The organism is Sagittula sp. S175, from assembly GCF_049800975.1.
In the GTDB taxonomy this organism is placed as follows: Bacteria; Pseudomonadota; Alphaproteobacteria; order Rhodobacterales; family Rhodobacteraceae; genus Sagittula.
Genome location: NZ_JBNAGB010000001.1, coordinates 484,954 through 508,640 on the forward strand (window position 1 = coordinate 484,954; position 23,687 = coordinate 508,640).

Here is a 23,687-nt window from a genome sequence, read left to right on the forward strand (position 1 = left end):
CCGTCACGAGGCTTCCAGCGCCGCCGCGTAACGGGCCATCTCCTCGCGCAGATACACGACCTCGTCCCACGCCTCGGCCTGCGGCCCATACTCCGCCATCAGCGCGGCCAGTGTCGTCCCCATCGCCTCCAACCGCGCGCCATGCACCGCCAGCCCCTCGGCCCGATCCGCGCAGCCCGATGGCCGCCAGTTCACCCGCGTCCGCGCGCCCAGCAGCCAAAGCCGCGTCGTCCGCCAGCCGATCCGATGCGCGTAGACACCGGGCCAGGCCACCGCATCGCCATACCGCGCGACCAGGGCCTCCGCCGCCGCATCGCCCTCTGCGACGCGGTCCATCGACCACAAGACTTCCACCCGCCGCGCGTCGTTGAACCGCGTGTGAAGACCGTGCGTCCGGCAAAAGTCGATTACCTCCAACAGCGGCGCGCCGTGACAGATCCGGCTTACCTCCAAATCGACCTGTCCCCCGATACAGGCCGCCTCCAGCACGAAACCCAGATGCTCGCGCACCATTGCCACGGGCTCCACCGCAAAGCGCGCCATCACCGCAGGCAGGATCTCTGTCAGGAACACGGCCCGCTTGTCCGTGGCGATCAGCGCCCCATGCAGCACGCCCGCCACGTCCAAACGGTCGCGCGGGTCCTCGGCCTCCAGCCAGCCGTCGCGCAAGATCAGCCGCGCCACGGCAAGGTTCGTCGTCACGTCGAACCCGTGCCGGGGTGGCCTGAACCGCACCTCCTCGGCCAGCGCCCCCGGCAAACCGGCCAGCGCCGCCACCAACTCTGGGTGCCGCGCCAATGCGTGCGGCCCCGTCTCGCGGAATAGAAGGTCATGCGCCAGCAGATGCGCCTCATCCTTGGCCCCGGCCCCGACTCCGCCGCGGAACAAGGCTGCCGCAAGCCGCCACATCTCCAGCCGCACCGGATGCAGCAGCATATGCGCCATCTCGGTCCCGCGCGGCAGCACGATCCCCGCCGCGGTGAAGGGCACCACCTGCGCCTCCAACCCGTGCATATGACACCACAGATGGCAGCCCAGCGTGTACCAGCACGTCACCGGCTGGCGCAGCACCGTGCCATCCCCCAGCGCCAACACGACCTCGCGCCCTTCGATCCGCAGATCGAAACCGGGCACCTCGGCAAGGTCCCCCGCCAGCGGCTCGGCCATGTCCCCCGGGGCGGTGATGATCGGCAGAAACCTCTGCAAGGCCGTGACCAGACGCGCCAGCAACGGGCGCAAGGCCAGCCCCGCGATCTCGTCCAGCGTCCCCGCCTCCGGCTGCGCCCGCGCGATCTCCAGCATCCCCTTCGACGGATCCAGCACCGCCACCCGGTCGCCCAGATGCACAAGATCCCCGCGATAATACTCGGGCGATCCCGTGCCATGGGCCATGATCCAGCGCACCTTGTCCGGTTCCAGATCCAGCGCTCTTGCCCCGACCCACATCCGGTCGCACTGGCGCAGCATCACGCTGCCCAACTGGGTCACCTGCCGGGGATCGGCCCCATCGAAACGCGTCCCGTCGCGGAACCAGACTTGCGCCTCGTCCCGCAGAAACGCCGCATCGCCCGGTGGCACCCCCGGCACAGGCTCCACCGCCTCGAAAGACGCCCCCTCCAAGGCCGCCCACTCCCCGGCCCCTGTCCCGATCCCTGAGTGAAACCACACCCGCGCCCCATCCCCAAGGATCAGTGGCGGAAGGTTGATGTCATACCCATCCTCTTCCAGCCATTTCAGCCCGGCCAAAGCCCAGTCAACATCCGCGACCGGGGGCTGCACCGCCTTGGTGGTAAAGAACAAAACCGCGCCGTCCGTCGCATAGACGTGGCCCAGAGACCGCAACCGTGCCAAGGCCCCGCCCTTCGACAACCGCAATCCCTTGTCGCGAAAGAACGCCTGTCCCGCATCGCGCCCGAACTGCGCGCCAACCGCTTCGAAACTGGCGCTGTCCGCCCTGGGCAGGGGCTTCAGCTTCGACGCCATGATGCAATAGACCGCGTCGCGATCCCGCGCGTAAGTCTCTGACAGCACTTCGAAACTGGCAGCATCCGCCTTGACCGCGCGGCCCGACATCCAGACCGTGCGCGCATCGCGTGCCAGACTGTCGGACAGCACGACAAACGACGCCGCATCCGCGCCCTTCACCGCCTTGCCCTTCCAGCGCACCGCGCTCTCAGCCACCTCGTAACCCATTGACACCCCTCACAGTCACGCGCCGCCCTACTCTGACGACAGGCTGCCGCAACGCGCAAGGGCGCCCGGACGACGTGGCCAGAAAAAGACATCATATGCAGGTGGAATGGTGGGTGGTGAGGGACTCGAACCCCCGACATCTTCGGTGTAAACGAAGCCACATATAGGCTAAGCATATGATATTCAGTTAAAGTGTGTTCCCAACGATTTCGCGGATAGGCCCGCAAAAGGCCGGAACAGACCGGGAATCTGGGAACCGTTTTCTGCTCCTCACTGATCCATATCCGGTCGCCGCTCCACCTCCATTGGAAGCCCGTCCGGCGCAGTGATCTGGTGCCGCTCCAACCACTCTTTGACAACCTGCCATCGGTCCTGTGACGTTGCGGGATCGCGCATCCCCTCGAGGTCGGCAAGGGCGCGGCGAAGGTCAGGTGGTACGATAGAAGGCCAGGGCATGTTCACCTCGTCTCAACTGGAATCAGCGATACCGATGCCATGCGAACGTACAGAGAACAAGAGTTGGAGCGGGTGACGGTCACCCTGTGGAACGGTCGGCAGGTGTCGATGTGGTGGCCGACTGCAGCGCCGCCTCCAGATCGGCCTTGAAGGCCACGGCGCGCTGCCAGCAATCCGGCCCCCAAAACTCATGCACCGTACCGAGCGGACTGGTGTACTTGGCATAATGGTCCGGCGATCCGGTGCATTTCATCAGATGGGCCTCCCTTACTGGACTTTGGCGGCGCGGTATTTCTTCACCGAGGCCTTGTTCTGCTCCTGCGCCACCATTTCCAGCAGCTCCGTGATGTCGTCGCCCTCGGCATAGAGCGCCTGGCCGTTGCCGCGCACCGTGTGGACGTAGACCAGCATACCACAGGACCACAGCCGTTCGATCACCTGTCGCGCGTGATCCTGGCTGAATCCGATGCACAGCGGCGTGGCGAAAAACACTTGATCCCCGGAGGGCAGCAGTTCGCCCATAACCTCGAGGAACCGCTCCCGCTCTGGCAGCTTGGACGGCCAGTTGGTCGTGCGCACGCCGGTCACGTCATCGAGGATCAGGGCGCTGATGTCGTGGGGCCCCATCATGCTTTCGTTCACGCCCCAGGCGCGGGCGCGGGCAACTTGCTCACCCTTCGACGGAAGCCGCTCGTTGACGGTCACGACCGCCCATTTGCCGTTGAAGTGCTCCGCTTCCTTACCGTCGCCCATGCCGTCCCGCTTTCTGTCGCTTTTCTGTATCCGTACAGAAAGGGTTTGCAGCGGTCAACGGAATATGCTTTCTGTATTCGATAAGAAAGCATCAGCGAAACGGAGACCCCATGTCCGAACCCGAGACCGTCCACCCGAGCCGTGTTCACCTGGACGAAATGAAAGACGGTGGCGCGGTGCTGGTTGCGGAACACTGCCACACCGCCCTCTACGTCCGCGCCTTCAGCGACGTGGAGGAAGCGCGCACCGAAGCCGCGCGGATGTTCCACCGCACGTTCCCGATGCCGGAAGACACCGGACCGGACTTCTGATCCAACAACCGCCGAGGAAGCACCGATGGCGTGCCACCACCCAGAATGTGCAGGCTTCTGCCCGATATGCAGCGCCGAGGATGATGCGCTCGGACCTCCGGAAACAATCAACAGGCTCAGAAAGGAGATACCCATGAGCAAAGACGAAGCGGCCATCGAGGCCGAAATCAAAGAGAAGGGCCTGACAGCGCCGCGCATCACGCCCGCCGACCTGGACGCCGAGATCGTTGCCGAGGATTACCATGTCTTCCCGGGATCATGCCTGACGGTCTGCTGCCTGACGCTGCGCAACGGGTTCACCGTGACCGGCGAGAGCGCCTGCGCCAGCCCAGAGAACTTCGACGCCGAGATCGGCAAGAAGATCGCGCGCACCAACGCCCGCGAAAAGCTGTGGCCGTTTCTCGGGTTCCGCCTGCGCGACCAGCTGGCGGCCTGATCCCATCCCACGGCGCAGGCCTTCGCGGGAATGCGGCCCGGGGAGCGCAGCGACGGTGGCGTCGGACGCATGACCGTGACAGGCCGGAGAGACGGCCACCAGTCCAACAACCGCCGAGGAAGCCTCTATGCCCGACAAACCGATCCTGTTCAGCGGCCCCATGGTGCGCGCGATCTTCTACGATCTGAAGACCCAGACCAGGCGCGTGCTGAAGCCCAAGGGCGATGCGTTCGAGGCGCCGAGGTTTCGGCGCGGGGACCGCCTTTGGGTTCGGGAGACCTTCGGCTACTGCCCGGAATGCGGCTGCGTGAACCACAAGGAACTCATCAACCTGCCCAGAAACTGCAGGGCCTGCGATGCCTTCGTGGACACCTTCAAGCCCTCCATCCACATGCCGCGCGCCTACTCGCGGCTGACGCTGACCGTGACCGAGGTACGGGTGCAGTGGCTCCAGGACATCAGCCGCGGCGACGCCATGTCCGAAGGATGCCCGCACGCCAACATGGCGGACGGAGCGAACCCGCGAGACTGGTTCCGCACGCTGTGGGACGGATTGAACGCAGAGCGCGGCTATGGCTGGGACGTGAACCCGCACGTCGCGGCCTACACCTTCACTGTGGCACGCGAGAACATCGACGCGGCGAAAGCCGCCTGAATCCAACAACCGCCACCGGAGCGCAAATGACAGAACCTGCGATCCTTGCACGCTGCATCGCCACAACGATCAGTCGCACCCGTGTGAACGTAACGACTGAGGGTGCGGCGCATCGTGCGATCAGCGCCGCCCTAACCGCTGCCGGTATCGAGCATGTGAACGAGGCGAGGCTAACCGCATCCGAGCGCATCGACATCCTAAGCGGATCTGTGGGCGTCGAGGTCAAGGTGGGGCACAGCCGCCGCGATATATGGCGGCAACTGGAACGGTACTCCTCTCTGCCGGAAATTGCGGCCTTAGTGCTGGTCACCGGGACAGCTTTCCCTGACATCAAAGAGGTCGGAGGAAAGCCGCTAACGATCGTCGATTTGTCGCGGGGATGGCTATGAGCAACGGACGGTTGATACGCACCACAACGGGCTGGGTAGTTGCGGACCTGAAACCGCACGTGTCGATCCGGTTCAAGGACGTGTTCAAAGGCATCCCTACCGGAACAGTGCCGCCCTTCCATCTGCGGGACCGGCCCGACATCGCGGCTGATCTTGAATGGTTCATGCAGCGGTTCCCGCTGTCGATGGATCACGAGACCGAGTGTCGTCTGAATACCAGCTTGCGGGAATACCGGCGCGGTCAGGCGCAAATCGAGGCGTTGCGAGATGAAACCTACTCGCCCCCCGTGCGCTCGGGTTTCAAGGATGGTGAGTCTGCCCTTCCCTATCAGCGGCGCGCTGCCGAGATGTTGCGCGCTACCGGTCGGCTACTTCTTCTTGATGATGTCGGGCTGGGCAAGACCGTATCTGCTCTGGCGTCTATTTCTGACGGCTGGGGGCTGCCCGCCGCCGTGGTGGTTCAGCCTCATCTGTCTGCACAGTGGGTGATCGACTACATCGAAAGGTTCACCCACCTTAGGGCGGTCGAGGTCAAGGACCGGAACGCGAGACGGCTGCCGCCCGCAGACATCTACGTCTTCCGGTACAGCAACATCAGCGCGTGGGTGGACATGATCGAACCGATGGGAATCAAGACGGTGATCTTCGATGAAATTCAAGAGCTGCGGCACGGGCAAGCCACGGATAAGGGCCGCGCCGCTGCCTCGATTTGCGAGGCAGTAGAGAACCGGATGGGGCTGACTGCTACCCCAATCTACAATTACGGGTCTGAAATATTCAACGTTGTCGAGTGCATCGCCCCAGGCGCACTTGGGTCGTGGATGGAATTTCAGATCAATTGGTGCACGACGCACGGCACCCATTGGATCGTGAAAGACCCCGAGGCCTTGGGCGCATACCTGCAAGAAGAAGGTATCACCCTGCGCCGCACACACGAGGACGCCGAGGTCGCCGCGACGCTGCCCGCGCTTTCTAAAACCGTGATTGAAGTCGAGTGGGACGATGGTGCTGTGATGTCCGACCGGGATCTACAGCGTCGGCTGGCGCAGCGTGTATTGTCCGGCGGGTTCCATGATCGCGGTCAAGCCGCCCGCGAATTGGACATGCTGATGCGCCAAGAGACTGGCATCGCCAAGGCACGGTCCGTGGCCGCGTACGTCCGCACCTTGGCGGAGGCAGGGGAGGCTGTCCTGGTAGGCGCTTGGCACCGAGAGGTCTATCGCATCCTGAATGAACGACTGGCGGACCTGAAACCTGTCATGTTCACTGGAAGCGAGAGCGCGGCTGCAAAGAAGGCGTCAAAAGCGTCGTTCGTCTGCGGTGAGACTAACGTCATGCTCATGTCGCTGCGCGCGGGGGCCGGTCTGGACGGCCTACAGCAGCGCGCAGCGCACATCGTATACGCCGAGTTGGATTGGTCGCCCCAGGTCCACACGCAGTTTACCGGACGCTTGCATCGCCGTGGGCAAGGGCGACCTGTCACAGCCCACTATCTACACACGGACGGCGGCTCCGATCCGGCGATCATGGCAACGCTGGGCCTAAAGGCCTCTCAGAGCCATGGTATCCTGAATCCATATGGTGGAATGGGAGAGGCCACGCCGATCAACGAAGGCAGGATCAAGGAACTCGCGCGCCTCGTTCTGGCGCGGGAGACTGAGCCTGTAGCCTGAATCCAGTAACCCGACCCCTGAAACACAAAAAGCCCGCCCCGGCGCGAACCGAGGCGGGCTTTGTCGTGCGGCGGGGGGCGGGCTACTGCGCGCAGCCCCAGCGGTCGCAGGCGCGGTCCTGGTAGACCACCCAAGCACCGAACGCGGGATCTGCGGTCAGCGCCTCGATGGTGGCCGGTGCAGCGTCAGGTGGGCGGCGGGACACGTCCCGGAACAGCGCGTCGTCAGCGGGGGCCGGGATCTTCCACTTGCAGCCTGCGACGCAACTCAGCGCCAAGAGCGGCAGGATCAGCCGCCAGATCGTCGGTCTCATGGCGCATCTCCTGTGCAGCCTCGATATTGGTGACGCGCCCCTCGGCGCCTTCCGCGTCGATCTCGGCGCGCGTCCGGCGCTCTACAGACTGGACCAGCGCGAGGATCAGGCCCGCGATGAACAGGCCGCCGATCAGGTAGGGCGCGGCACGGGTCACCCTCTGACCCCGAACATGCAGAGGTCGTATTCCTCCGCTCGCCGGTTCACGAGGCCGCGCACGACGCGCCCGCCCGCTTTATTCCACCAGGTCAGCGCCTCGCATGATCCGGCAATATCACCCGCGTTCAGCCGCTTCACCGAGGTCGATCCGCCAAACCCGGCAACACCGACGTTGTAGGCCACCGAGGACAGCGCAGCGTCCCGTTGAGCGGTCAGGCGGCGGGCCAGCGTTTCGGGCGTGTAGCGCTTGTGCATCCCGGCGCGATACTGAAGGATGCGCTTCCCAAGCATGGCATCGCATTCGGCCTTGGTGTAACTGGCCTTGGGCGTCCCCTGCGTCTCGCCGTAGCACCACGTCAGAACGTTGACGATATCGCGGTAAGGCTCCAGCCGCAGACCCTCCCACTTGCCCACCAGGGGCACCGCGACAGCGAGGAAAGCGGCGTCGGACGGCGGGCCGACCAGCTGCACCACTGGCGGATCGGCCGGAATCGCGGGCGTGCTGTCCACCGCCTGCCCCCACTGGCCCATGAGCGCCAAAGCAGCGATCACAGCGATGGGCGATGTCCAGCGCGTGCTCGGATCGCCGTCCAGCCCGCCTTGATCCAGCAAACGCCCGACGATGCCAGCCACGATCAGCGCGAGGCCGAGCCACCACCAGAGGTGCGGATTGGTATCACGCCCGGTCGTGTAGAAGATCAGCTCGGGCGCGATCAGGGCGAGGATGCCCAGATAGTTGCACCACATGGAAAAGGCGCGCAGGGCCACGGCCCGCGCGTTCTTGATCAGTCGCATGTCATCACCTCTCAGGTGTCAGGAGGAAAGCACCGGGCAAAGCTGGCCCTGGTGTGGTGTGGTTCGTAAGGGCGGCACGCGAGGTCGAAGACCGCGATCCACATCCGCCATTGCATCAGCCAAGCGCACGCGCAGAGACTGATTTGGAGCATCCCGCCCGACCCGACGTACATCGCCGCCATGCTGGCCGCCTCGATGCAATGGACCGGGCGCATGGTCAGCGCCGCCCCGGCGGGATGGTGCGCTCATCCATGCGGATAAGCAGTTCGTGAGTTCTGTCAGCCTCTGACTCGCGCTCAGCATGGTGGCGGTCGTTGGCGTCGAAGCCCCGCCGCAACTCGGCCAGCACTTCCGTCGCGGTCGGCTCCCGAGTGACACCGCCGGAGTCCTCGCGTTTCTGTCGCTTTACAGCCAGCGCGGCGAGACCACCCAGAAGTGCCGTGATGACAGCAGGGACTGCGACCCCGAGTGCATTGATAGTATCTGGATCAGGAAGCTGCATTCCGCACCGCCAGCGCATGCACGCTGTCCCTTACCGCACCATAAAAACAGATCGAGGCCGCGCCGCAGATCCCGACCAGGTAGGTAAACACCCCGGTCGACCATGGATCGGCTACCCAGATTCCGACCCCGAAAGCGGCGTAGATGAAGGTGTTCAGTGCCACCATCAGCGTCCGCGTCAAAGGCGTCCACCACGCCCGCCCATTGATATTCAGCGCGATGACGTGGATCGCTCCGGTTGCGAGGAAGAAGAACCCCCAAGCCGCCTCTGGCATCCATGAGATCAGCGCCTCGAAGGCCTTGGCGTCCATGCTCACCGCAGGGACCAGCAGGAAGCAACCGAACAGGTTGGTGATTGTGGCAAACCACCACTCGATGCGACGATCCTTGTGCATCGACTTGCGGGAATATGGCACGCGGGCCTCCTTATTCTTTCGCGGCGGCGGCACCGCCCAAAATTCGCCGGAATCCCCGGCCATTACCTCGTTAACCATGTTGCGCCCCCTGTTGGCGTGATGTGGTAGCCATCGGCGCGGGTTGCCGCCCGCGTCGGTGGCGCTTCAGATTTTGGGCGGCTCTGTCGAGACGATCGTATCTCCCCGCCGTAGATGCTCTGACGTGCCGGATAGGATGATACACACAGCGCGGGTCTGCCCCATCACGCCACCCCATACCGCGCCCGAAGCGCCGCCAGCGCGGCCTGCACCTCGGTTGGACTGTCGATGATCGGATTGCCGCCGAAGAAATGCGCCTCGAAAATCGTCATGGTGTTTGACGTGGCGACGGTATCGGCCAACGTTCCGGACAGGTTCCCGAAGCGCACAAAATGACCATCAAACGTTGGCCCGGTGTAAAACGCTGGCGACACCTTGTTGCCAAAGTTATCGTCTGCGATAGCCGTTGTCGTTGTGATGGTCGTGCCATCCTCTGTGCCGTATCCCTCTCGGGTCTCCTGCGACAGACCAAGGGCTACCGCAATCACGTTGCTGTCCGCTGTATTCACCCCACCGAATTGTGAGGCGCTTGCCGATGAAAACTGGTATCGGTACGATGCCGAGTTAATCCGCTGCACTTGCAGCCGTCCGTTGTTAACAATTGGTCCAGACCCGCCAAAAATTAGCGGATAGAGAAAACCATTTGTCCCCATTGACGCCTTCATGATGGCAATGATCGTGCCTTCCCAAGCGATGGGCTGGCGAAACTGGCCCTGACACGTATTGTCCAGCGTCATGCCGCGCTGCCCGCTGGCGTCGGTGACGAAAGCAGGCGTTCCGGCGGTAATTTCCAGCGCCGCAAAAGGGCCATACCCCGCCAGATCGTGGAATGTGTCCGAGCCGTTGTAATAGTCCTCGCTCTCATCAGAGAAACGGAACCCCGCGCGGTAGTTTGGGATATCAAAAATCTCAGGTGTCATGCGTCACGTACCTCGAAAGAGCCGGGGGAGGCGTAAGGATAGTTGGTATACGTCGGATCGTAGAGGCTCACCCAGCCATCGACAGCCGCGCGGACGTTGGAGCCGGAAATATTAGCCGGCACTGTGCCGTTGGGCGTGTTGTCCTGACAAGCGATGGTGATGACCTGTTGTGCCGTGGTACCGATTGGTGTGGTCGATAGCGTCAGCGTGGCCTGCCAGCCCGAGAACGCCACGCCGGAAATCGTAACCTCGGTACCGTTGTCGAACCACCGGAACCCATCCACTCCATTCAGAGCGCTACCCTTGCCCAAGGTCGCGTCCCGCGTGATCGGTTGGTTGAAGGTGATGACAGCAGTCGTCGCGCCGTCCCATGTTGCATCCGTGATTTCAAGCGCCCGTTGCGCACCATCACGGAATGCCCGCCCAACCATTTCCCCACGCATCACATATCCCGCAGGCGTCGGATGCACGAGGTCAGTTTCCATGGGCCATTGATAGATAGAGCCAAGATCAATGCAGTCGGGAACACGCTTGGCGACACTCCGCAGCGCGTCCTTGATGGCCGTTTCATCGTCACCATACTGGTGTTCTGCCGGGTAGGTAATAGCTACAGGAACAGCGGCGTGAGGCTTTCCCATCGCGCGGCGGGCAAACATCTGGTATGTTGTCAATAGAGATACCGCGCGGGTGACATACGTGCTTTCAGCCGTAGATGCCGCCGCATCCGCTTCACCATGCGCCCAATATACGAAACACTCAGGGTCGTAGCCGTCTGCAACTGCCAGTGCAACAAGCCGGGTGAATGCCGCGTCTGCATTTGCCAGCGGACCACCCGCAGACAGGGTTGCAACAGACCGTGCGCCAACAGCCACAGAGCAAATATAGACCTTTTCGAACCGCCCGCCGAGAAGCGTAGAGGCGATGCCGACGCAGGGGGATTGGCCCTCCCCGCCTTCTGCCAGCGTCACGGCGCTGGTGGTCTCGTTCCAGTCCATGCAATGCTGCACATTGGTAGGCCAAAAATCCATGGCGGACACATGCGCGCCGCCGTTCAACATGAGCGCATTGACGCTGCATGAGGTCTTGACGATAGACCCGCCACGGCCAGCGTTGAGGCTCTGTCCAACAAGCAGCACAACAGCAGCCTTGGGAAGTGACACGCGGGACTCCCGCGCCGTCTGCAAGTAGGCGTCTCGTTTAGCCCGCCAACTGATGTTGTATTGGTCAACGGTCAAATTACCGGAAACCGCAAAATCCTCCGCCGTGCTGGACCCGGTCAGGGCGGCGTCGTCCAGAGACACGGTGGCGTTATCCCCGATCCGCACCCAGCGCGACCAAGTGGCGTTCCACGAATACCGCCCCGCATTGTCCACCGTCGCCCCATCGTACCCGGTGGCCGATGCTGCCGAATGCGTCCCGGTGTCGGTGTCAAGGACGGTCGCGCCCTCGCCGTTCACAGTGCCAGTGAAGCCCTGCAACGTGGTCCACAACGCACAAGCACGGGAGGATGATTGCGCGTTCGCGGCGGCAGTTTGTGCGAGGGCGCGCTCTTCACCCGCTGCTGTTGCCGCCTCCCCGGCAGTCGTGGCGCTGCCCGCCGCAGCCTCTGCTGACCCCGCTGCGGCGGTTACAGCCGCGCCAAGGTCACCAACCGCAGCTACGGTGTCGGCGACTTCCTGCGCTTGGGTTTCGACGGCGTCGGACGCCGCCTCGATGTAGTCAACGGCCTCCTGCATTTCCCCGGCGTGCTCCACTTGCCAGTCGACAAATGCAGAGGCGCGGGTGCGGAAAACAGCCGCCGAATCCTCAAGGCTCGGAGGAGTCGGTGGCGTGGTGAGGGTGGGCTTGAGTGCCATGGTCTACCTCAATTCAATTTTTTAGGGTGGTCGTTCAATTGGTGCGCAGCGCGAAACCGCGCGCGACGTTGGTGTTTCCCGCGCCGGGGAAAATCACGGTGCCGCCCGCGACGATGCTCGTATCCTGGGTGTAAGCCGCCCCCGCAGGTGTGTAGCCCGTGTAGCTGTAGAACCACGTCCCTCCCGCAGGCAGGCTGTAATCAACGCCGGTCGTGTTGATGTTGATGATCTGCCCTACGCTGCTCGAAGTAGTCGGCTGGGGTCCCGCCCCGAGCGTGGCCCGCGCGGTGGAAGCATCCGCGTCGTCAAGGAGGGTCTTGGCAAACGTCGAAACCCCAAGCGTGGTCAGCGCTTCACCCGCGTCCGCATCGTCAAGGAGGGTCTTGGAGAACGGGGTTACATCGAATTGCGCGGGATTCCCGCTGCTGTCTGTCCCGAGTATTTTGTCCGCAGCGAGCGTCAGGGCCGCCAGCGCGGCAAGGTTGGCATTGAAGCCCTGCACACCGCCTTCGCTGCCCACCATGCCGTCAAGCCAGTCCTCGCCCGTCGCGGCGGCAAGAAACTCAATCCTCGCAATCAAGCTCAGAAAATACGCGCTTGCCGCAGCCTGGAAGCCGTCGCGGTCGTTGGGGTCCGGCGGATCGGTGACGGGGACGGATGAGAGGTCAAGAGTCATACCACGGCCTTTACTGTCAGGGCTGTTTTCGTGACGCCCGCCGCCTCATGCGGGAGGCGGAATTCGGTGTAATATCCGAGGGTCATGAGGCCGCGCCCCACGAGGTCGTCGTCGGCGTAGAACAGGGCAAGCTGCCCCTCCATGCGCGTGAGAAGGCCCAGCACATCGCCCTCGCGCTCGAAGGGAAAGGCGAATTCGAAGGTGATCGGACGGGCGGGCGCTCGTTTCAGCAGGGACACGCCGCCGAAGTCATCGACCGTCTCGCGGGTGTAGCTGCGGATTTCGCTTTCGGTCCCGGTGATGGTGGTGCCGAGGGACCGGGGGACGCCCATCTTGATTTCGCCAATCTCGACGGTTTCCCCCTCGCGACCGAAGGTCAGGCGGATTTCTTGCCCTGGGAACGCGGTGAATCCGGTAATCAGCGCCTCGCGCGTCGTCGTCGCGCTCAAGTCCCCGAAGAAATACGTCCAGTAGTCGTAAACATGGGCGCCGATGTCGATCATCTCGACGGTCTGCGAGAAGGTCTCGCGCCCGTCAGGCTCGGAGAAATAGAAGTCGTACCAACTGTAACCCGAAGTCGGCACGGGTGTGGCGACTTCGAGCGTCACGCAAGACGCGCCCATGTTAAACACGGCCAAGGCTGAAATCACGCTGCGCGGGGTTATGGTCATCGTCACCGGCCCGGCGAAGGACACGGACGAGGAGATAACGCCATCGAAGGGGCGATAGGGCGCGGTCTTGACGACAGGCGTCCACCACGTCCCGTCATCGGTCTCTGGGTCGTTGCCGGTGTTCGCCGTCTGCACGGATCGGTAGACCCAATGCGTCGAGGCGCTGATGACGTCCTCGTCTGCGTCGTAGGTAGTGCCCACATCCCATTCCGGCGCGTCATCCTCTGCGATGCTGGTCGCGGTCACGTCGCTGTCGATCAGCGGATAGAGCGGTATGATCTTCACGCTTCTGTCCTCTCTGCCGGAAGGCCGATCTGGTCCCACTCGTCCTGCACGCGGGCGAGCTGTTCGATGCGCCGCAACATGGCCGACTGGACTCGGCGGTGTTCCTTGTCCGCGTCCTGCATTTCACGGCGAAGCGCCCGCAGCTCGGCCACCACATCGTCGCTTCCGCCCATAAGGTCGGGGGTGTAGCGGGCGGGATGGACACGGGATCCGCGCGGCAGATCGATCACCTCGTTACGGTGGACCAGAGCCCGACCGCCGGGGTGGAAGTCGGTCCCCACGGCATAGGCCGGGATACCGCCAAGGGCCTCGATCTGTGCCCGCAGAGCCGCGGCCTGCGCGTCACGGGTCGTCTGCCATGTGGCGATGTAGGCCGCGATGGTCCCCGCTTCGTCGTTCAGAACCTGCGTGTCGTTGCGCTTGCTGCCAGACGTCACCAGCAGCCGGGAGCCGTCCGAGAACTCGAGGGCATGCTCCTTGCCGCCGGAGTCGTTGACGTGGTTCACGTCCAAGAGGCTGGGCGCCACCTGCCCCATCAAGGTCGCAAGCTCGCGCTGTGCCGCGTTGATCTGCGCCATGACACCTGCCGAGGCCACGGCCCCGTTGACGTCGAACGTCCCGTCGCCGATTGACGCGATCTGCGCGGTCAGGAGGGCGATGCCCTGCGCGACCGAGGTTACGCCCTCGTCGACAGACCACAGGCCGTCCACCATGGCCTTCAGCTGGTCCAGCTGGGTTTCCCCGCCGGACTGGATGTTTTCGAGCGCGGCGCGGCTGGCGTTCTGCGCGTGGCGGTAGTCTGCCGCGCTGCCGAACATGTCCTCGGACAGGGCGCTGATGCCGTCCAGGGCGCGCCCCAGCGCGTCAGCGTCGGAGGTATCCCCGGCTCTGAGGAATGCCAGAGAGCGAGCGAACGCCTGCGCGCTGGCCTCTCCCTGCCGATCCAGCCGTGACAGCGCACGCTCCACGTCGCGCAAGGTGTTATCGATGATCTTGGCCGTGGCGTTGTAGGTCGCCTCGATGCCATCCGTCACGTCCGAGAACGCCGGGGCCGCCGAGATCAGCGCGGCAACGGCCTCGTGCAAGCCCGCGTCGGACATGGCCGAAACCAACTCGCGGAACTGCGCGACGGTACGCGGAATCGCCGTCACGCCCGCGTCGGTCAGGATGCTGGTCAGGCTCTCAACCGAGACCACCATTTTCTCGGCGTCCGAGTAGAACCGGTCGAAGTAGAAGTTGGCGGCGTCGGCGAAGGCCTCCATACCGCCCATCGCTTCACCGATCGCCCGCGCCATGTCGCCAGAGGCCAGCGTTGCATCCGCGACCTGAAGACCGAGGGTGTCCATGACCGCGTTGAAGGCGTTCAGGCTCCCCGCCATCGCCTCGATTGCATCGGCAGCACCCTCGCCAGCGCGCACGAATTTGGACAGGCCGGGGGTCATGGCAGCGAATTTATCGGCCATGTTTTCTAGCTCGGCTTCCAGCGCAGCCGCAGCATCGCCGCCCTTGGCGCTGGCCTTGGCGCTGTACGCGAAACCGTCGAAGGCTTCCGCCCCGATCCCCAGCGCCTCGGCCGCGTCGATCACGCCGTCTTGGATACCCTTGACCGCGAGACGCAGGCCGGTGGTGTCACCGACATAGGGGTCGTAGTGCGTCGACACCTTGGACGACAGGCCCATGAACCGCGTCTTGCGGACGGTCTCCCAGCTTTCCAGGCTGGCGTTTATCCCCGAGACGGTCAGCTTGACGCCCTGGTCCAAGGTCTCTTTCGTCGTCTTGAAGAAGTTCACCGCCGTGGAAATCAGACCGGCAATCGGCATGATGCCGGACACGATTCCGCCCAGCGTCCCGGAACCGATCGACTTGAACGCCGTGCCCAGCCCGAGGAAGCCGCCCTTGCCGGTGTTCATCCAGTTCTGGACGCCCGAGAAGAAGCTGGACCGCGCGTTGCCCATGATCTGCGAGCCGACGTTGGTCAGGTCGCCGTTTTGCAGCCCCGAGAAGATCGGGCCGGTGAGACCTTGGACGCCCGCCTTCTGCGCCGCCGCTGCGGCCTTGGCTTCCTCGCCGAGACGCTGCGTCAGGGTGATCTGGTCAACGAGGCCCTGCTTCTGCTGCTCGCTCCATTTCAGCTTGTCGGCGTTCAGCGCGTCCTCGATGCGCCAGCGGGCCTGAAGCTCGCGCTGCGCCTCCTGCCCGAGACCGATAAGCGCCCGTTCACGCTCCGTCTGCTGGATCAGGCCGGCAATGGCGGATTGAGTTGCAGCTGCCTCCTTGGCCTTGGCCGCTGCTGCCTTGCTGGATGCACCCACCGATGCCGTGACCGCCGCCGCGTGGGATGAAGCCGCCTGCGCAGCCTTCGTCATGGCCGTGGTCCCGGCATTGATCGCAGCCGTGGCGGTGGTCTGCGTGGTGGCAAGGGCGATTCGTGTGTCAGCAGCCAGACGCAGGGTAGCCGCCTCGTCACGCGCCGCCTGGGCGATCTTGCGTGTCGCCGCGATGACACCGCCGGAACCCTCCTCGATGCCTTGCGCGAGACCTTCCGCCGCGTACCGGCCCTGCTCTGCCATGACCCGCGACGGGCTGCGGATATCCAGCGCGTCCTTCGTTGCCTTGATCACGCCAGCTGCTGCATCCGCCGCAGCCTTCGCCGCGGACTCCGCACCAGCCACGATACCAGCCGCGAGGCCGTCCATCGCCTGCCGTCCCGCCGTCTCCATCTGCGAGGCGAACCCGGCCAGCGCTGCCAGTGCCGCTTGCGTGACGCCCTCGACCCCAGAGACGACCGCACCAGCACCGCCAGAGATCCCAGTGGCAAGGGCTGTGATGCCAGCCGTGCCCTTGACACCCATGTCGGTGACAAGGGTATCGAGCGAGGCGTTCGCCGTGGTGGTGACATTCTGCACCGCCGTCGCAATCGGCTGTGCCGCAGATTCCAGCGCCGAAAGGTTCGCCTTCGCCGTCTCGGCTGCGGTGCCGATGTTCGCGACGGACTCGGAGACACTGGCCACTTGGGCCGCTGCATCCCCGGTGATGTTCTGCATGGACGCCGCAGCCGTGGTCGCGGTCTCGTCCACCCGGTTGATCAGGTCCAGCACATCGTTGATCGACTGTGAGGCGTTGTCGCTGGTCACGCTCTGCATGAAGGAATTGGCGATCCCGCCGTTGTCCGACTGCAAGGTCTCCACGCGGGATTTCAGAGCTTCAAGGTCGGTGACACCCTGCTCGTAGTCCGAGAGGGCCTTCTGCAAATCGGCGTAGGCCCCGAGTCCCGGCTTCATCTCCGCCAGCACCTTGTCAGCCGCAGCCGACATTTCCTGTGCGGTGATCGGGGCGGTTTCCTTGATGCCCTGAAGGATTTCAAGCGCGCCCTTGAGGTTGCCGGTCAAGGCTGCGGCCTGCGCGGCGCTGATGCGCATCAGGTTCTCGCCGTCCATCGACAGGAACTCGGAGAACTCTTTCCGAGCCACCTTGAACCCATCCCAATCGCCGCCTGCGAAACCGTTGACCGCCTGAACCACCACGTTCAGGCCCTTGGCGAACCCCTCAAACGCCGTGCCCATCCCGATCAGCGTTGCCTCGCTGAGGCCCGCCACCCACCTGCCGAATGCGTCGGGGTCACCATTGCCCGTGAAGGCCGAGAACAGGAGTTTCAGCCCGGCCCCGATGCTGGCGAGCTTCATCCCGACCAGCGCGTTCACGCCCTGCATGGCCGAGCCGAGTGCCGACACGCCGCCCGCGATGCTGTTCATCAGGTCACGGGATACCGACGCACCGTCGAATGCGTTCAGGAACCCGCTCAGGCCAGCCCCGAGGGCCGTCATCGCGGCCCCTGCGCCCGTGCCGACCTTGTTCACCGCGTCAGCGACATCAGAGACGAAACCTGCAATCTCGCCATCGCTCGCGACGTTGATCCCGGTCAGGTCGTTGATCAGGTCGCGTACGCCCGTCAGGCCGTCGATGGCCGCCTGCTCGAAGTCAATCCCGGCGAACCACGTACCGATGGCCTCGCCGAGGCTCTGCCCGGTCTCCAGCATAGATGCCACCAGATCAGCGCCGAACGCCTTCGCATCCAGCGCCAGCGCCTGAAGGTACAGCTTCAACGCCGCGCCGTCGTCACCGCCGAACGCCGCGTTTATCCCGGCCATGGCTTCGCGTGCGCGCTCGCCGATGTAGGAGAATGCCGAACGAATGCCGTCCACCGCGCCGGAGATCGCGCCAGCGATGCCGGGGAAAGATGCGGCGAATGTATCCCAATTCTGGTAAAGGAAAGCCACCCCAGCCGCGAGTCCGGTGATCGCAGCTGATGCCGCAACAAGCGGGGATGCCATGGCCAGAGCGCCAGCGGCGACAAGCCCGAATCCTGTGGCAACAGCGCCGAGGTCAGGCATTTGCGTGACGCCACGGATCAGCAACGTGAACGCCTCCACCGTGCCCTTGATCGCCGAGGTAAGCCCTGCGTCCCCGAGAGCGATGATCAGGCCCTCAACCGCCGAACCCAGCCCCTTGAAGCTGCCGTCGATGGTGCCACGCATGGTCTTGGTCATCGCAGACAACGCGCCGTCCGCGCTCCCAAGCCCTGCAGCCATTTCACCGATGGCCTTGGCGTTTTTCGCCATGACCAGCGCGCCCGGTGCGGCCTCCGCCTCGAAGATCGTTGCCGCCGTCGCCGCGTCCAAACCCTTTTCGGCAAATAGCGCCATGACCTCGGCAAGGCTTTCGCCGTTGAGGTCAACCTGCTCCATGGTCAAGCCCATTTCGCGGATCGCATCCGCCGCGCCCTTGGATGGATTTTGCAGGCGACGGATGACCCCGGAAAGCGACGTGCCGGCGCGGGAGCCTTGGATACCTGCGTCGGACAGCTTGCCGATTGCCGCCGCGCTTTCCTCGATGCTGACGCCCGCCGCCGATGCGAGGGGCGCGGCATAGGAAAGCGCCTGCCCAAGCTGCACGAGGTCCGTGTTGCTGGTGCTGGTGGTCTTCGCCAGCTTGTCGGCGACGCTGGTGAGGTCTTTCGCCTCCATCCCGAAGCCGCCAAGGATGTTTGACGCGATGTCCGCCGCCGTCGCCATATCCACCGCCGAAGCCGTGGCAAGGTCCAGCACGGTCGGGATGGCCGTCAGGGTCTCTGCCGCGTCGAAGCCAGCTTGCCCGAGAAACTTCATCCCACCGGCTACCTGGGTGGCGGTGAATTCCGTGGTAGCCCCAAGGTCTTTTGCCATGTCGCGCAGGCTCTTGAACTGCGCCTCAGTCGCCCCGCTGATCGCCTTGACCTGTGCCATGCCCGCTTCGAAATCGCGGATAGTCGAAACCACGTTGACCCCAGCGAATGCCGCCGCCGCCATACCCATAGCGTTGCGCATCGCCGCCCCGATCCCGAGCGCGGCCTTCTCGGCCCGCCCGCCCGCTTGCGCGAAACGGTCAAGATCGCGTTCAGCGGTTCTTGCGCCGCTGCTGTCGATCCTGATACCTAAGCGTGCTATATCCATCGGCGTACCTCAGGAGGTTGAAGATGTTGGGAACGGTGACAGGCCGAGTGATGGCGCTGCTGATCGGGTTGGCCGGACTGTGGGCGGCTTGGTTTTTCTTCGGCTTCATCACCGACCTGATGCGCGCTGATTGGGGCGCGGACTATTTCGGCGCTGCGCTTCGCGGTGAACTCTCACGCCGTATTCCGGTCGCCTTCATCCCGCTTTTCGTCGTCCTCGCCCTGACCTGGGCGCTGCGCCCGGTGTGGAAGCGCTAACCATCCCACGGATAATCCGCGAAGGGGCTTTCCCCGGCACTCAGCCCCGCGCAGAAAGCCTCGCACATATCCCGGAGAACCTCGGCCTCCCACGGCTCAGTGATGCGCCGTGTTGCCTGCATGAATGGCGCAATCTCCGGCCAGTCAGTGGGTCGCGCCCCGCCCATGGGTTCCGAGCGGGTCGGGCCGAGGGCGAGAAGCGCGTCGATCAGGTAGCCGCCGCCGTCTGGAATCGGCGGTAGAGGCAATGGCACCGGGGTCTTGCGGTCAAGGAAGCCATCGGCTCGCGACGGCTTCCAGACGGTCTTGTCGCCTGACTTCTCCTTGATGGGTGCCCGCAGGAACCCGAGCTGCTCGGCCCAGAGCGTCAGGCTGCCGAGGTTTTCCCGAAAAAACGTGCACCATCCTCGGCGGCCTTTATGACCTGCATCGCGAAGGTGTCGTTGGCCACTTCGAACTTGGGCACGCCCACCCACTCGCCATCGTCGTTCTTCACCGACTGGTAGATCTGCTTTCCGTTCTCATCCTGCACCAGGCGAAGGTCGGGGAATGTCATGCCGAGAACAGCGCGGATGCCCTCTGCGGTCGCGACCGGCTTTCCAGCAATCGAGATGTTCACCGCCTCGATGATGTAGCCCATCGCCGCTTCGATCTGGCTCTCGTGGATGCGCTCCAGAACGGCCTGTTCATCCTCGCCGTCCTTGGCCTTGCCAGCCTTCTTTTGCAGGGCAGCAAGGCGCTCCTGCACCGACTTGGCGGCGACACCGCGAACCATGAATCCGCAGGGCCCGTTCTCGTCCTCGATCTTGGCGGTCTTGTCGTAGGGCTGGTGCAGCTGCACCATGACGCCAGCCTCGGCCTTTGCGCGCTGGTCGAATTGTCCAAAATCCATCGTGGTCTTTCCTCGTGATTGTGGTGGTCGTGGGTCGTGGTGATGAAGTGGGGCGGGCGCGACCACGAACGCATCCCGCCCCTATCCCGCGCGGGATTACGCCGGCTCGGTGGCCGAAACGGTGAAGTTGTTCTGGCGGAAGGTGACGGAGCCGCCCTCGTGCCCGCTGGTGTCGCCGGTGTTCGGAACGTAGCTGTGGGCGAAGCCCTGTGCGTACTCGACCGGATCGCCGGTCACGGGCGCCGGGCCGTCGCCGCTGTCGGTGCCGCTGCCGGTCACGATCTTCACGGACATCAGGCCCTGTGCGTCGTTGGCCTGTTCGATGGCGTCCGCCTGGCCCGCGTCGAGGGTGCCGGTGCCGAGATCGCGGAAGGTGAACGGGGTGTCCTGACCGGACGCCGCACCTTTGACGGCGATGGTGAAGCCCGTGGCCAGATCCGGCACGTCGATGGTCGCGTGGGTCACGCCCAGGACGGGAAGGGTCTGGATGCCCTTGACCTGCACCCAGGTCAGCGCCTCGAAGCCTGCCGCGTTGTTGGTGGCGGGGAGAGCCTGCGCGACGTAGAGCGTCTTCCCGATGTGGTTCTTCGTTGCCATGTGATTGGCCTCCGTAATTGGCCCTCATCGGGCGTTGATGGTGCCCGCGCAACCCGGCGGGCGTGGGATTACTTGCGGACCCAGCCAGCGGCGAACCACGGCTCCAGAGCGTCGGACATGGGGTTGGCCTCGCCCTTCATCTTGGGGTGGGTCAGCGTCACGCGGCGCGGTGCCTTGGGCGCTTTCGGCTTTTCGGTCACAGCTTCGGGTTCCGCCGGGGCGGTGGTGGGGTTGTCGCTCATGGTGGTCTCCTCAGAAGACGGTTCGGCCCCGGATGATGACCGGGACGGAGTAGACGCCACCGTCCAGGATGGCGGGGCGTGGGCTCGGCGGCTCGATGATGGTCACGCCGCCAAAGCGCGTGCCGGGGCGGAAGTGCGATTCCAGCGCCGCAACCATGGCCTCGTTCTGCGTGGCGTCGTCGCTGGCATCGGTCTCAACGGATACCTGAAGGGCCACATCGGCCTGTACGGCGCCGCCCAGGTCGAAGGTGCGGACCCCTGCCCCTGCGTTCTGCGCCCAGTAGCGCGGCAGGCTCTTGGCGGTCCCGCCGGGGATCATGAACTCTGCGTCGGTATCAAGTTGCAGCAGGTGCAGGACCATGGCCTGAAAGGCGGTGGAAGTGGTCATTTAACGATCCGAACGCTGTGTGCGACCCACGTTGCCAGCCGCTCCACCAGCCTTTCGGCAGTCTCGTAGCGCAGCAAACCAGCCTCGACGAGAGTGCCCACCGCGAACACCAGAGCTGCCCCGATGCGCGCACGGATGCGCGAGACCGTAAACTGCACCGTGACCTTCTGAGCCATGCCCGACCTCATTTGAACTTGGCCGCGTTCTTGGCGACGTTGCCGGGCCAGTTCGAAACCGCCTGTTCGCGGAAATGCCAGCCCGGCTCATTGTAAGTGCGGCCCGCAGCATCTGTGCCACTGAAACCGTAATTTTTTCTCGGCCCATGAGGCGCGCTGAAACCTGCCGTCATCGTGTCACCCATACGGAAGGCTTCCGGGGACATGGTTTCGCCGTAGCTGCCGATCAGCTCGCCATCGGCCACGGGAACCTTGCCCTGTTGAACGCTGCCGCCCTTGGATACACCAGCTGCGCCCTGACGCATGTCGTTGCAGGTGTCGGTCGCCGCCCCCGCTGCGATCAGGTCGGCGTTGCGAAGCTGGCGATCGGTCCAGCCTTTCAGCGTTGCGCCGGTCAGTTTGAAGGTAGCCATCCGGTAACCTCTCTGGCACTATGCTGCACCATGACCCCGCCAAAGCCGCCGCTTTCAGACGAGGAACTGTTTGAACTGCTGGCCAAGTGGCAGGCGGAAGGCCTTGGCATTACCTGCCAGACCGCATACGCGCAGATGTTGTTCGAGGCGATCCACAAGGCCCACGGGAAAGCCATGGCGGCGCTGATCGTAGACGAAGATTTCGGTTAGAACGTCCCGCGCCGCTTCGCGACGGCCACCCAGTCGGTCGACGTGATTTCTACGCACGCGCAATTCACGACTTCCGACGCGGGCGCACCTTCCTCATGCGGTCGCATCATGCCGTTGCTATAGCGCTCACCCCAAGGCCTGCTTTCTCCGCTCATGGCGGCATGGTTGTCGCGCTGACCAGGGCGTGCGGTGTGGCGCCATGTCTTGGTGATATCCCCGGCCTCCGCTTCACCCCGATCAATCATCTGGGCGATATGTTCCGCCCTGCCCGCCGCCATGGCTCGGTTGCCCTCGGTGCGGGCGATCCTGCGACCACGCTCGCGCAACAGCCCCGCCGAATAGCGAGACGCCGCGTTCTCGATGGTCTCAGCCGGGAGCGGTTTCCCCTCGCGAATGGCCTTGACGATAGTGCGGTCAAAGCGCCGGTCGCGGGTCGTGTCGCTGTAGACGGTCCCGAGCGTGCCGTCCTCCTTGATCCAGAACTTCTTGACGCCCTTCGACGTGACGCCCACGTGAAGCCCGGAAAGTGCATCACGGAAATCGGCCACATACCCGGCCTCACGATCCAGCAGGCCTATGACCCCGCCGACGCGGCGGTTGCCGTCCATGCGCCCCACCAGATCCAGCTTGATCTTGGCGTAGCCCCGCTGTTGCTCCATCCCGCGCGTGATGGTGGTTCGAACCGCCTCGCGCATCGGCTCGGAAACCTCGGCCACTCGACGCGCTGCGTTCTCGCCCAGCCACTCGATGATACGCGGATGGTAGCCTTGGAAGGCCAGTTCCAAACCGCCCTGCAACGCCTTCGGTGCGCTGGCGATGTGGTATGCCGCCCCGCCCCGGAATGCGTCCTCGACGGCCTTCTGGACGCCATCGAACATTTCGGGACCAAGGCCCAGTGCGCGCATCACCTCGTCAAGATCGGACTCGGTGAAGAAGCCATTTTGCAGCGCCTTGCGCAGCGCCTCGTTGACCTTGAACCCGCTGGCCGCGTTCGCCGCGTCGTTGGTCGCCCTCATGAACGCCCGGTAGATCGCGCGGTCATGCTCTTTCAGCGCCTTGAGAAAGCGGGCGCGGTTGTCCTTGCGGGCCATGGGTTACTCCCCTGCCCGCGCCTGACAAGTCCAGTAGATCGCCACCCCGCCCGGTTGGAGCGCGGTCACGTTGACCACCCGCAGCGCACGCCCATCGGACAGGGCCAGAGTGTCGCCGATGAGGGGCGCGGTCTCGTTGCCCAAGCTGTCCACCAGCGGCACGGCCAGCATTACCTTCAAGTCGCGGTCGCTGATGTTGGTGCCCTGCCGGTCCCGCGCGCTGTAGCTGCTTACCAGAGCGTTCGTGGTGTAGTCAGTCAGCACACCTTGAACCGGCGGGTATGTCGTCTCGTCGCCCTCGGCGCGCCGCGTGATGGTCGCGGTGAGGGGCGAGCCGGTCCCGACCTCGGCGGATGCTTCAGCCATGGCGGCGGCAACCTCACGGGCGATATCCGA

Annotated in this window: 28 protein-coding genes and 1 tRNA gene; 7 read left to right on the plus strand and 22 right to left on the minus strand. The window is 64.2% G+C overall.

What is annotated here, in order from left to right; translation table 11 throughout:
* Positions 1–3 precede the first annotated feature (3 nt).
* From ACP16H_RS02335 to ACP16H_RS02350, 4 genes are all read right to left on the minus strand, one after another.
* A complete protein-coding gene (locus ACP16H_RS02335; protein ID WP_425070622.1) occupies positions 4–2,193 on the minus strand; it encodes a DKNYY domain-containing protein in 2,190 nt (729 codons plus the stop codon).
* Between the two features lie 107 nt (positions 2,194–2,300).
* Positions 2,301–2,395, minus strand: a tRNA-Val gene (locus ACP16H_RS02340).
* Between the two features lie 333 nt (positions 2,396–2,728).
* A complete protein-coding gene (locus ACP16H_RS02345) occupies positions 2,729–2,902 on the minus strand; it encodes a hypothetical protein (protein ID WP_425070623.1) in 174 nt (57 codons plus the stop codon).
* Positions 2,903–2,916: 14 nt separating this feature from the next.
* Complete coding sequence (locus ACP16H_RS02350; protein ID WP_425070624.1) at positions 2,917–3,402, minus strand: hypothetical protein; 486 nt, start codon at positions 3,400–3,402, stop codon at positions 2,917–2,919.
* 110 nt (positions 3,403–3,512) lie between these two features.
* On the opposite strand from ACP16H_RS02350, the gene ACP16H_RS02355 reads away from it, so the two are divergent.
* The 5 genes from ACP16H_RS02355 (at position 3,513) to ACP16H_RS02375 (ending at position 6,866) form a co-directional block, all read left to right on the plus strand.
* Entirely contained in the window at positions 3,513–3,713 is a 201-nt protein-coding gene (locus ACP16H_RS02355; protein ID WP_425070625.1) for a hypothetical protein, read from the plus strand.
* 133 nt (positions 3,714–3,846) lie between these two features.
* Complete coding sequence (locus tag ACP16H_RS02360) at positions 3,847–4,149, plus strand: Gp49 family protein (protein ID WP_425070626.1); 303 nt, start codon at positions 3,847–3,849, stop codon at positions 4,147–4,149.
* A gap of 127 nt (positions 4,150–4,276) precedes the next feature.
* Positions 4,277–4,804, plus strand: a complete 528-nt coding sequence (locus tag ACP16H_RS02365; protein WP_425070627.1) for a hypothetical protein — start codon at positions 4,277–4,279, stop codon at positions 4,802–4,804.
* A 26-nt stretch (positions 4,805–4,830) separates the two neighbouring features.
* Positions 4,831–5,193, plus strand: coding sequence for a hypothetical protein (locus ACP16H_RS02370; protein ID WP_425070628.1), 363 nt, complete (start codon positions 4,831–4,833; stop codon positions 5,191–5,193).
* Positions 5,190–6,866, plus strand: coding sequence for an SNF2-related protein (locus tag ACP16H_RS02375; RefSeq protein WP_425070629.1), 1,677 nt, complete (start codon positions 5,190–5,192; stop codon positions 6,864–6,866). The genes ACP16H_RS02370 and ACP16H_RS02375 overlap by 4 nt, the downstream gene beginning before the upstream one ends.
* An 82-nt stretch (positions 6,867–6,948) precedes the next feature.
* Here ACP16H_RS02375 and ACP16H_RS02380 read toward each other — a convergent pair whose 3' ends face one another.
* The 9 genes from ACP16H_RS02380 to ACP16H_RS02420 form a co-directional block, all read right to left on the minus strand.
* Positions 6,949–7,179 (minus strand): hypothetical protein, encoded by a 231-nt coding sequence (locus tag ACP16H_RS02380; RefSeq protein ID WP_425070630.1) that lies wholly within the window; start codon positions 7,177–7,179, stop codon positions 6,949–6,951.
* Positions 7,180–7,332: 153 nt separating this feature from the next.
* The gene (locus tag ACP16H_RS02385) at positions 7,333–8,133 is read right to left on the minus strand and encodes a lysozyme (RefSeq protein WP_425070631.1); all 801 of its coding nucleotides are present in this window, start codon (positions 8,131–8,133) and stop codon (positions 7,333–7,335) included.
* Positions 8,134–8,350: 217 nt separating this feature from the next.
* Positions 8,351–8,635: a hypothetical protein gene (locus tag ACP16H_RS02390; protein ID WP_425070632.1), complete on the minus strand. Its 285-nt coding sequence runs from the start codon at positions 8,633–8,635 to the stop codon at positions 8,351–8,353.
* Positions 8,622–9,050, minus strand: a complete 429-nt coding sequence (locus ACP16H_RS02395; RefSeq protein WP_425070633.1) for a hypothetical protein — start codon at positions 9,048–9,050, stop codon at positions 8,622–8,624. Before ACP16H_RS02395 ends, ACP16H_RS02390 begins: the two co-directional genes overlap by 14 nt.
* Before the next feature lie 242 nt (positions 9,051–9,292).
* Positions 9,293–10,048 (minus strand): hypothetical protein, encoded by a 756-nt coding sequence (locus tag ACP16H_RS02400; RefSeq protein WP_425070634.1) that lies wholly within the window; start codon positions 10,046–10,048, stop codon positions 9,293–9,295.
* Positions 10,045–11,904, minus strand: a complete 1,860-nt coding sequence (locus tag ACP16H_RS02405) for a hypothetical protein (RefSeq protein WP_425070635.1) — start codon at positions 11,902–11,904, stop codon at positions 10,045–10,047. Before ACP16H_RS02405 ends, ACP16H_RS02400 begins: the two co-directional genes overlap by 4 nt.
* A 34-nt stretch (positions 11,905–11,938) precedes the next feature.
* Positions 11,939–12,580: a hypothetical protein gene (locus ACP16H_RS02410; RefSeq protein WP_425070636.1), complete on the minus strand. Its 642-nt coding sequence runs from the start codon at positions 12,578–12,580 to the stop codon at positions 11,939–11,941.
* Entirely contained in the window at positions 12,577–13,536 is a 960-nt protein-coding gene (locus ACP16H_RS02415) for a hypothetical protein (protein ID WP_425070637.1), read from the minus strand. The genes ACP16H_RS02410 and ACP16H_RS02415 overlap by 4 nt, the downstream gene beginning before the upstream one ends.
* Complete coding sequence (locus ACP16H_RS02420; protein ID WP_425070638.1) at positions 13,533–19,025, minus strand: phage tail tape measure protein; 5,493 nt, start codon at positions 19,023–19,025, stop codon at positions 13,533–13,535. The genes ACP16H_RS02415 and ACP16H_RS02420 overlap by 4 nt, the downstream gene beginning before the upstream one ends.
* Before the next feature lie 23 nt (positions 19,026–19,048).
* On the opposite strand from ACP16H_RS02420, the gene ACP16H_RS02425 reads away from it, so the two are divergent.
* Positions 19,049–19,282: a hypothetical protein gene (locus tag ACP16H_RS02425; protein ID WP_425070639.1), complete on the plus strand. Its 234-nt coding sequence runs from the start codon at positions 19,049–19,051 to the stop codon at positions 19,280–19,282.
* Here ACP16H_RS02425 and ACP16H_RS02430 read toward each other — a convergent pair.
* From ACP16H_RS02430 to ACP16H_RS02460, 7 genes are all read right to left on the minus strand, one after another.
* Positions 19,279–19,536 carry a hypothetical protein gene (locus ACP16H_RS02430; protein ID WP_425070640.1) on the minus strand — a complete coding sequence of 86 codons (258 nt, stop codon included), beginning with the start codon at positions 19,534–19,536 and terminating at the stop codon, positions 19,279–19,281. The genes ACP16H_RS02425 and ACP16H_RS02430 overlap by 4 nt on opposite strands.
* A gap of 113 nt (positions 19,537–19,649) precedes the next feature.
* Entirely contained in the window at positions 19,650–20,174 is a 525-nt protein-coding gene (locus ACP16H_RS02435; protein ID WP_425070641.1) for a hypothetical protein, read from the minus strand.
* Positions 20,175–20,270: 96 nt separating this feature from the next.
* Positions 20,271–20,771: a hypothetical protein gene (locus ACP16H_RS02440; protein ID WP_425070642.1), complete on the minus strand. Its 501-nt coding sequence runs from the start codon at positions 20,769–20,771 to the stop codon at positions 20,271–20,273.
* Positions 20,772–20,839: 68 nt separating this feature from the next.
* Positions 20,840–21,013 (minus strand): hypothetical protein, encoded by a 174-nt coding sequence (locus ACP16H_RS02445; protein WP_425070643.1) that lies wholly within the window; start codon positions 21,011–21,013, stop codon positions 20,840–20,842.
* Between the two features lie 10 nt (positions 21,014–21,023).
* Positions 21,024–21,401, minus strand: a complete 378-nt coding sequence (locus ACP16H_RS02450) for a hypothetical protein (protein ID WP_425070644.1) — start codon at positions 21,399–21,401, stop codon at positions 21,024–21,026.
* The gene (locus ACP16H_RS02455) at positions 21,398–21,577 is read right to left on the minus strand and encodes a hypothetical protein (protein ID WP_425070645.1); all 180 of its coding nucleotides are present in this window, start codon (positions 21,575–21,577) and stop codon (positions 21,398–21,400) included. The genes ACP16H_RS02450 and ACP16H_RS02455 overlap by 4 nt, the downstream gene beginning before the upstream one ends.
* Positions 21,578–21,585: 8 nt before the next feature.
* Positions 21,586–21,990 (minus strand): hypothetical protein, encoded by a 405-nt coding sequence (locus ACP16H_RS02460; protein WP_425070646.1) that lies wholly within the window; start codon positions 21,988–21,990, stop codon positions 21,586–21,588.
* 30 nt (positions 21,991–22,020) lie between these two features.
* On the opposite strand from ACP16H_RS02460, the gene ACP16H_RS02465 reads away from it, so the two are divergent.
* Entirely contained in the window at positions 22,021–22,200 is a 180-nt protein-coding gene (locus ACP16H_RS02465; protein ID WP_425070647.1) for a hypothetical protein, read from the plus strand.
* On the opposite strand, the gene ACP16H_RS02470 is transcribed toward ACP16H_RS02465, so the two are convergent.
* Entirely contained in the window at positions 22,197–23,291 is a 1,095-nt protein-coding gene (locus ACP16H_RS02470) for a hypothetical protein (RefSeq protein WP_425070648.1), read from the minus strand. The two genes, ACP16H_RS02465 and ACP16H_RS02470, sit on opposite strands and share 4 nt — an antisense overlap.
* A 3-nt stretch (positions 23,292–23,294) precedes the next feature.
* On the minus strand, positions 23,295–23,657 hold the full coding sequence (locus tag ACP16H_RS02475) for a hypothetical protein (RefSeq protein ID WP_425070649.1): 363 nt from the start codon (positions 23,655–23,657) through the stop codon (positions 23,295–23,297).
* Between the last annotated feature and the right edge of the window lie 30 nt (positions 23,658–23,687).

Coding starts and splice junctions, on each gene's coding strand:
- ACP16H_RS02335 (WP_425070622.1), bottom strand. CDS start 2,193: ATGGGTTACGAGGTGGCTGAGAGCGCGGTGCGCTGGAAGGGCAAGGCG.
- ACP16H_RS02345 (WP_425070623.1), bottom strand. CDS start 2,902: ATGAAATGCACCGGATCGCCGGACCATTATGCCAAGTACACCAGTCCG.
- ACP16H_RS02350 (WP_425070624.1), bottom strand. CDS start 3,402: ATGGGCGACGGTAAGGAAGCGGAGCACTTCAACGGCAAATGGGCGGTC.
- ACP16H_RS02355 (WP_425070625.1), top strand. CDS start 3,513: ATGTCCGAACCCGAGACCGTCCACCCGAGCCGTGTTCACCTGGACGAA.
- ACP16H_RS02360 (WP_425070626.1), top strand. CDS start 3,847: ATGAGCAAAGACGAAGCGGCCATCGAGGCCGAAATCAAAGAGAAGGGC.
- ACP16H_RS02365 (WP_425070627.1), top strand. CDS start 4,277: ATGCCCGACAAACCGATCCTGTTCAGCGGCCCCATGGTGCGCGCGATC.
- ACP16H_RS02370 (WP_425070628.1), top strand. CDS start 4,831: ATGACAGAACCTGCGATCCTTGCACGCTGCATCGCCACAACGATCAGT.
- ACP16H_RS02375 (WP_425070629.1), top strand. CDS start 5,190: ATGAGCAACGGACGGTTGATACGCACCACAACGGGCTGGGTAGTTGCG.
- ACP16H_RS02380 (WP_425070630.1), bottom strand. CDS start 7,179: ATGAGACCGACGATCTGGCGGCTGATCCTGCCGCTCTTGGCGCTGAGT.
- ACP16H_RS02385 (WP_425070631.1), bottom strand. CDS start 8,133: ATGCGACTGATCAAGAACGCGCGGGCCGTGGCCCTGCGCGCCTTTTCC.
- ACP16H_RS02390 (WP_425070632.1), bottom strand. CDS start 8,635: ATGCAGCTTCCTGATCCAGATACTATCAATGCACTCGGGGTCGCAGTC.
- ACP16H_RS02400 (WP_425070634.1), bottom strand. CDS start 10,048: ATGACACCTGAGATTTTTGATATCCCAAACTACCGCGCGGGGTTCCGT.
- ACP16H_RS02405 (WP_425070635.1), bottom strand. CDS start 11,904: ATGGCACTCAAGCCCACCCTCACCACGCCACCGACTCCTCCGAGCCTT.
- ACP16H_RS02410 (WP_425070636.1), bottom strand. CDS start 12,580: ATGACTCTTGACCTCTCATCCGTCCCCGTCACCGATCCGCCGGACCCC.
- ACP16H_RS02420 (WP_425070638.1), bottom strand. CDS start 19,025: ATGGATATAGCACGCTTAGGTATCAGGATCGACAGCAGCGGCGCAAGA.
- ACP16H_RS02425 (WP_425070639.1), top strand. CDS start 19,049: ATGTTGGGAACGGTGACAGGCCGAGTGATGGCGCTGCTGATCGGGTTG.
- ACP16H_RS02435 (WP_425070641.1), bottom strand. CDS start 20,174: ATGGATTTTGGACAATTCGACCAGCGCGCAAAGGCCGAGGCTGGCGTC.
- ACP16H_RS02440 (WP_425070642.1), bottom strand. CDS start 20,771: ATGGCAACGAAGAACCACATCGGGAAGACGCTCTACGTCGCGCAGGCT.
- ACP16H_RS02445 (WP_425070643.1), bottom strand. CDS start 21,013: ATGAGCGACAACCCCACCACCGCCCCGGCGGAACCCGAAGCTGTGACC.
- ACP16H_RS02450 (WP_425070644.1), bottom strand. CDS start 21,401: ATGACCACTTCCACCGCCTTTCAGGCCATGGTCCTGCACCTGCTGCAA.
- ACP16H_RS02455 (WP_425070645.1), bottom strand. CDS start 21,577: ATGGCTCAGAAGGTCACGGTGCAGTTTACGGTCTCGCGCATCCGTGCG.
- ACP16H_RS02460 (WP_425070646.1), bottom strand. CDS start 21,990: ATGGCTACCTTCAAACTGACCGGCGCAACGCTGAAAGGCTGGACCGAT.
- ACP16H_RS02465 (WP_425070647.1), top strand. CDS start 22,021: ATGACCCCGCCAAAGCCGCCGCTTTCAGACGAGGAACTGTTTGAACTG.
- ACP16H_RS02470 (WP_425070648.1), bottom strand. CDS start 23,291: ATGGCCCGCAAGGACAACCGCGCCCGCTTTCTCAAGGCGCTGAAAGAG.
- ACP16H_RS02475 (WP_425070649.1), bottom strand. CDS start 23,657: ATGGCTGAAGCATCCGCCGAGGTCGGGACCGGCTCGCCCCTCACCGCG.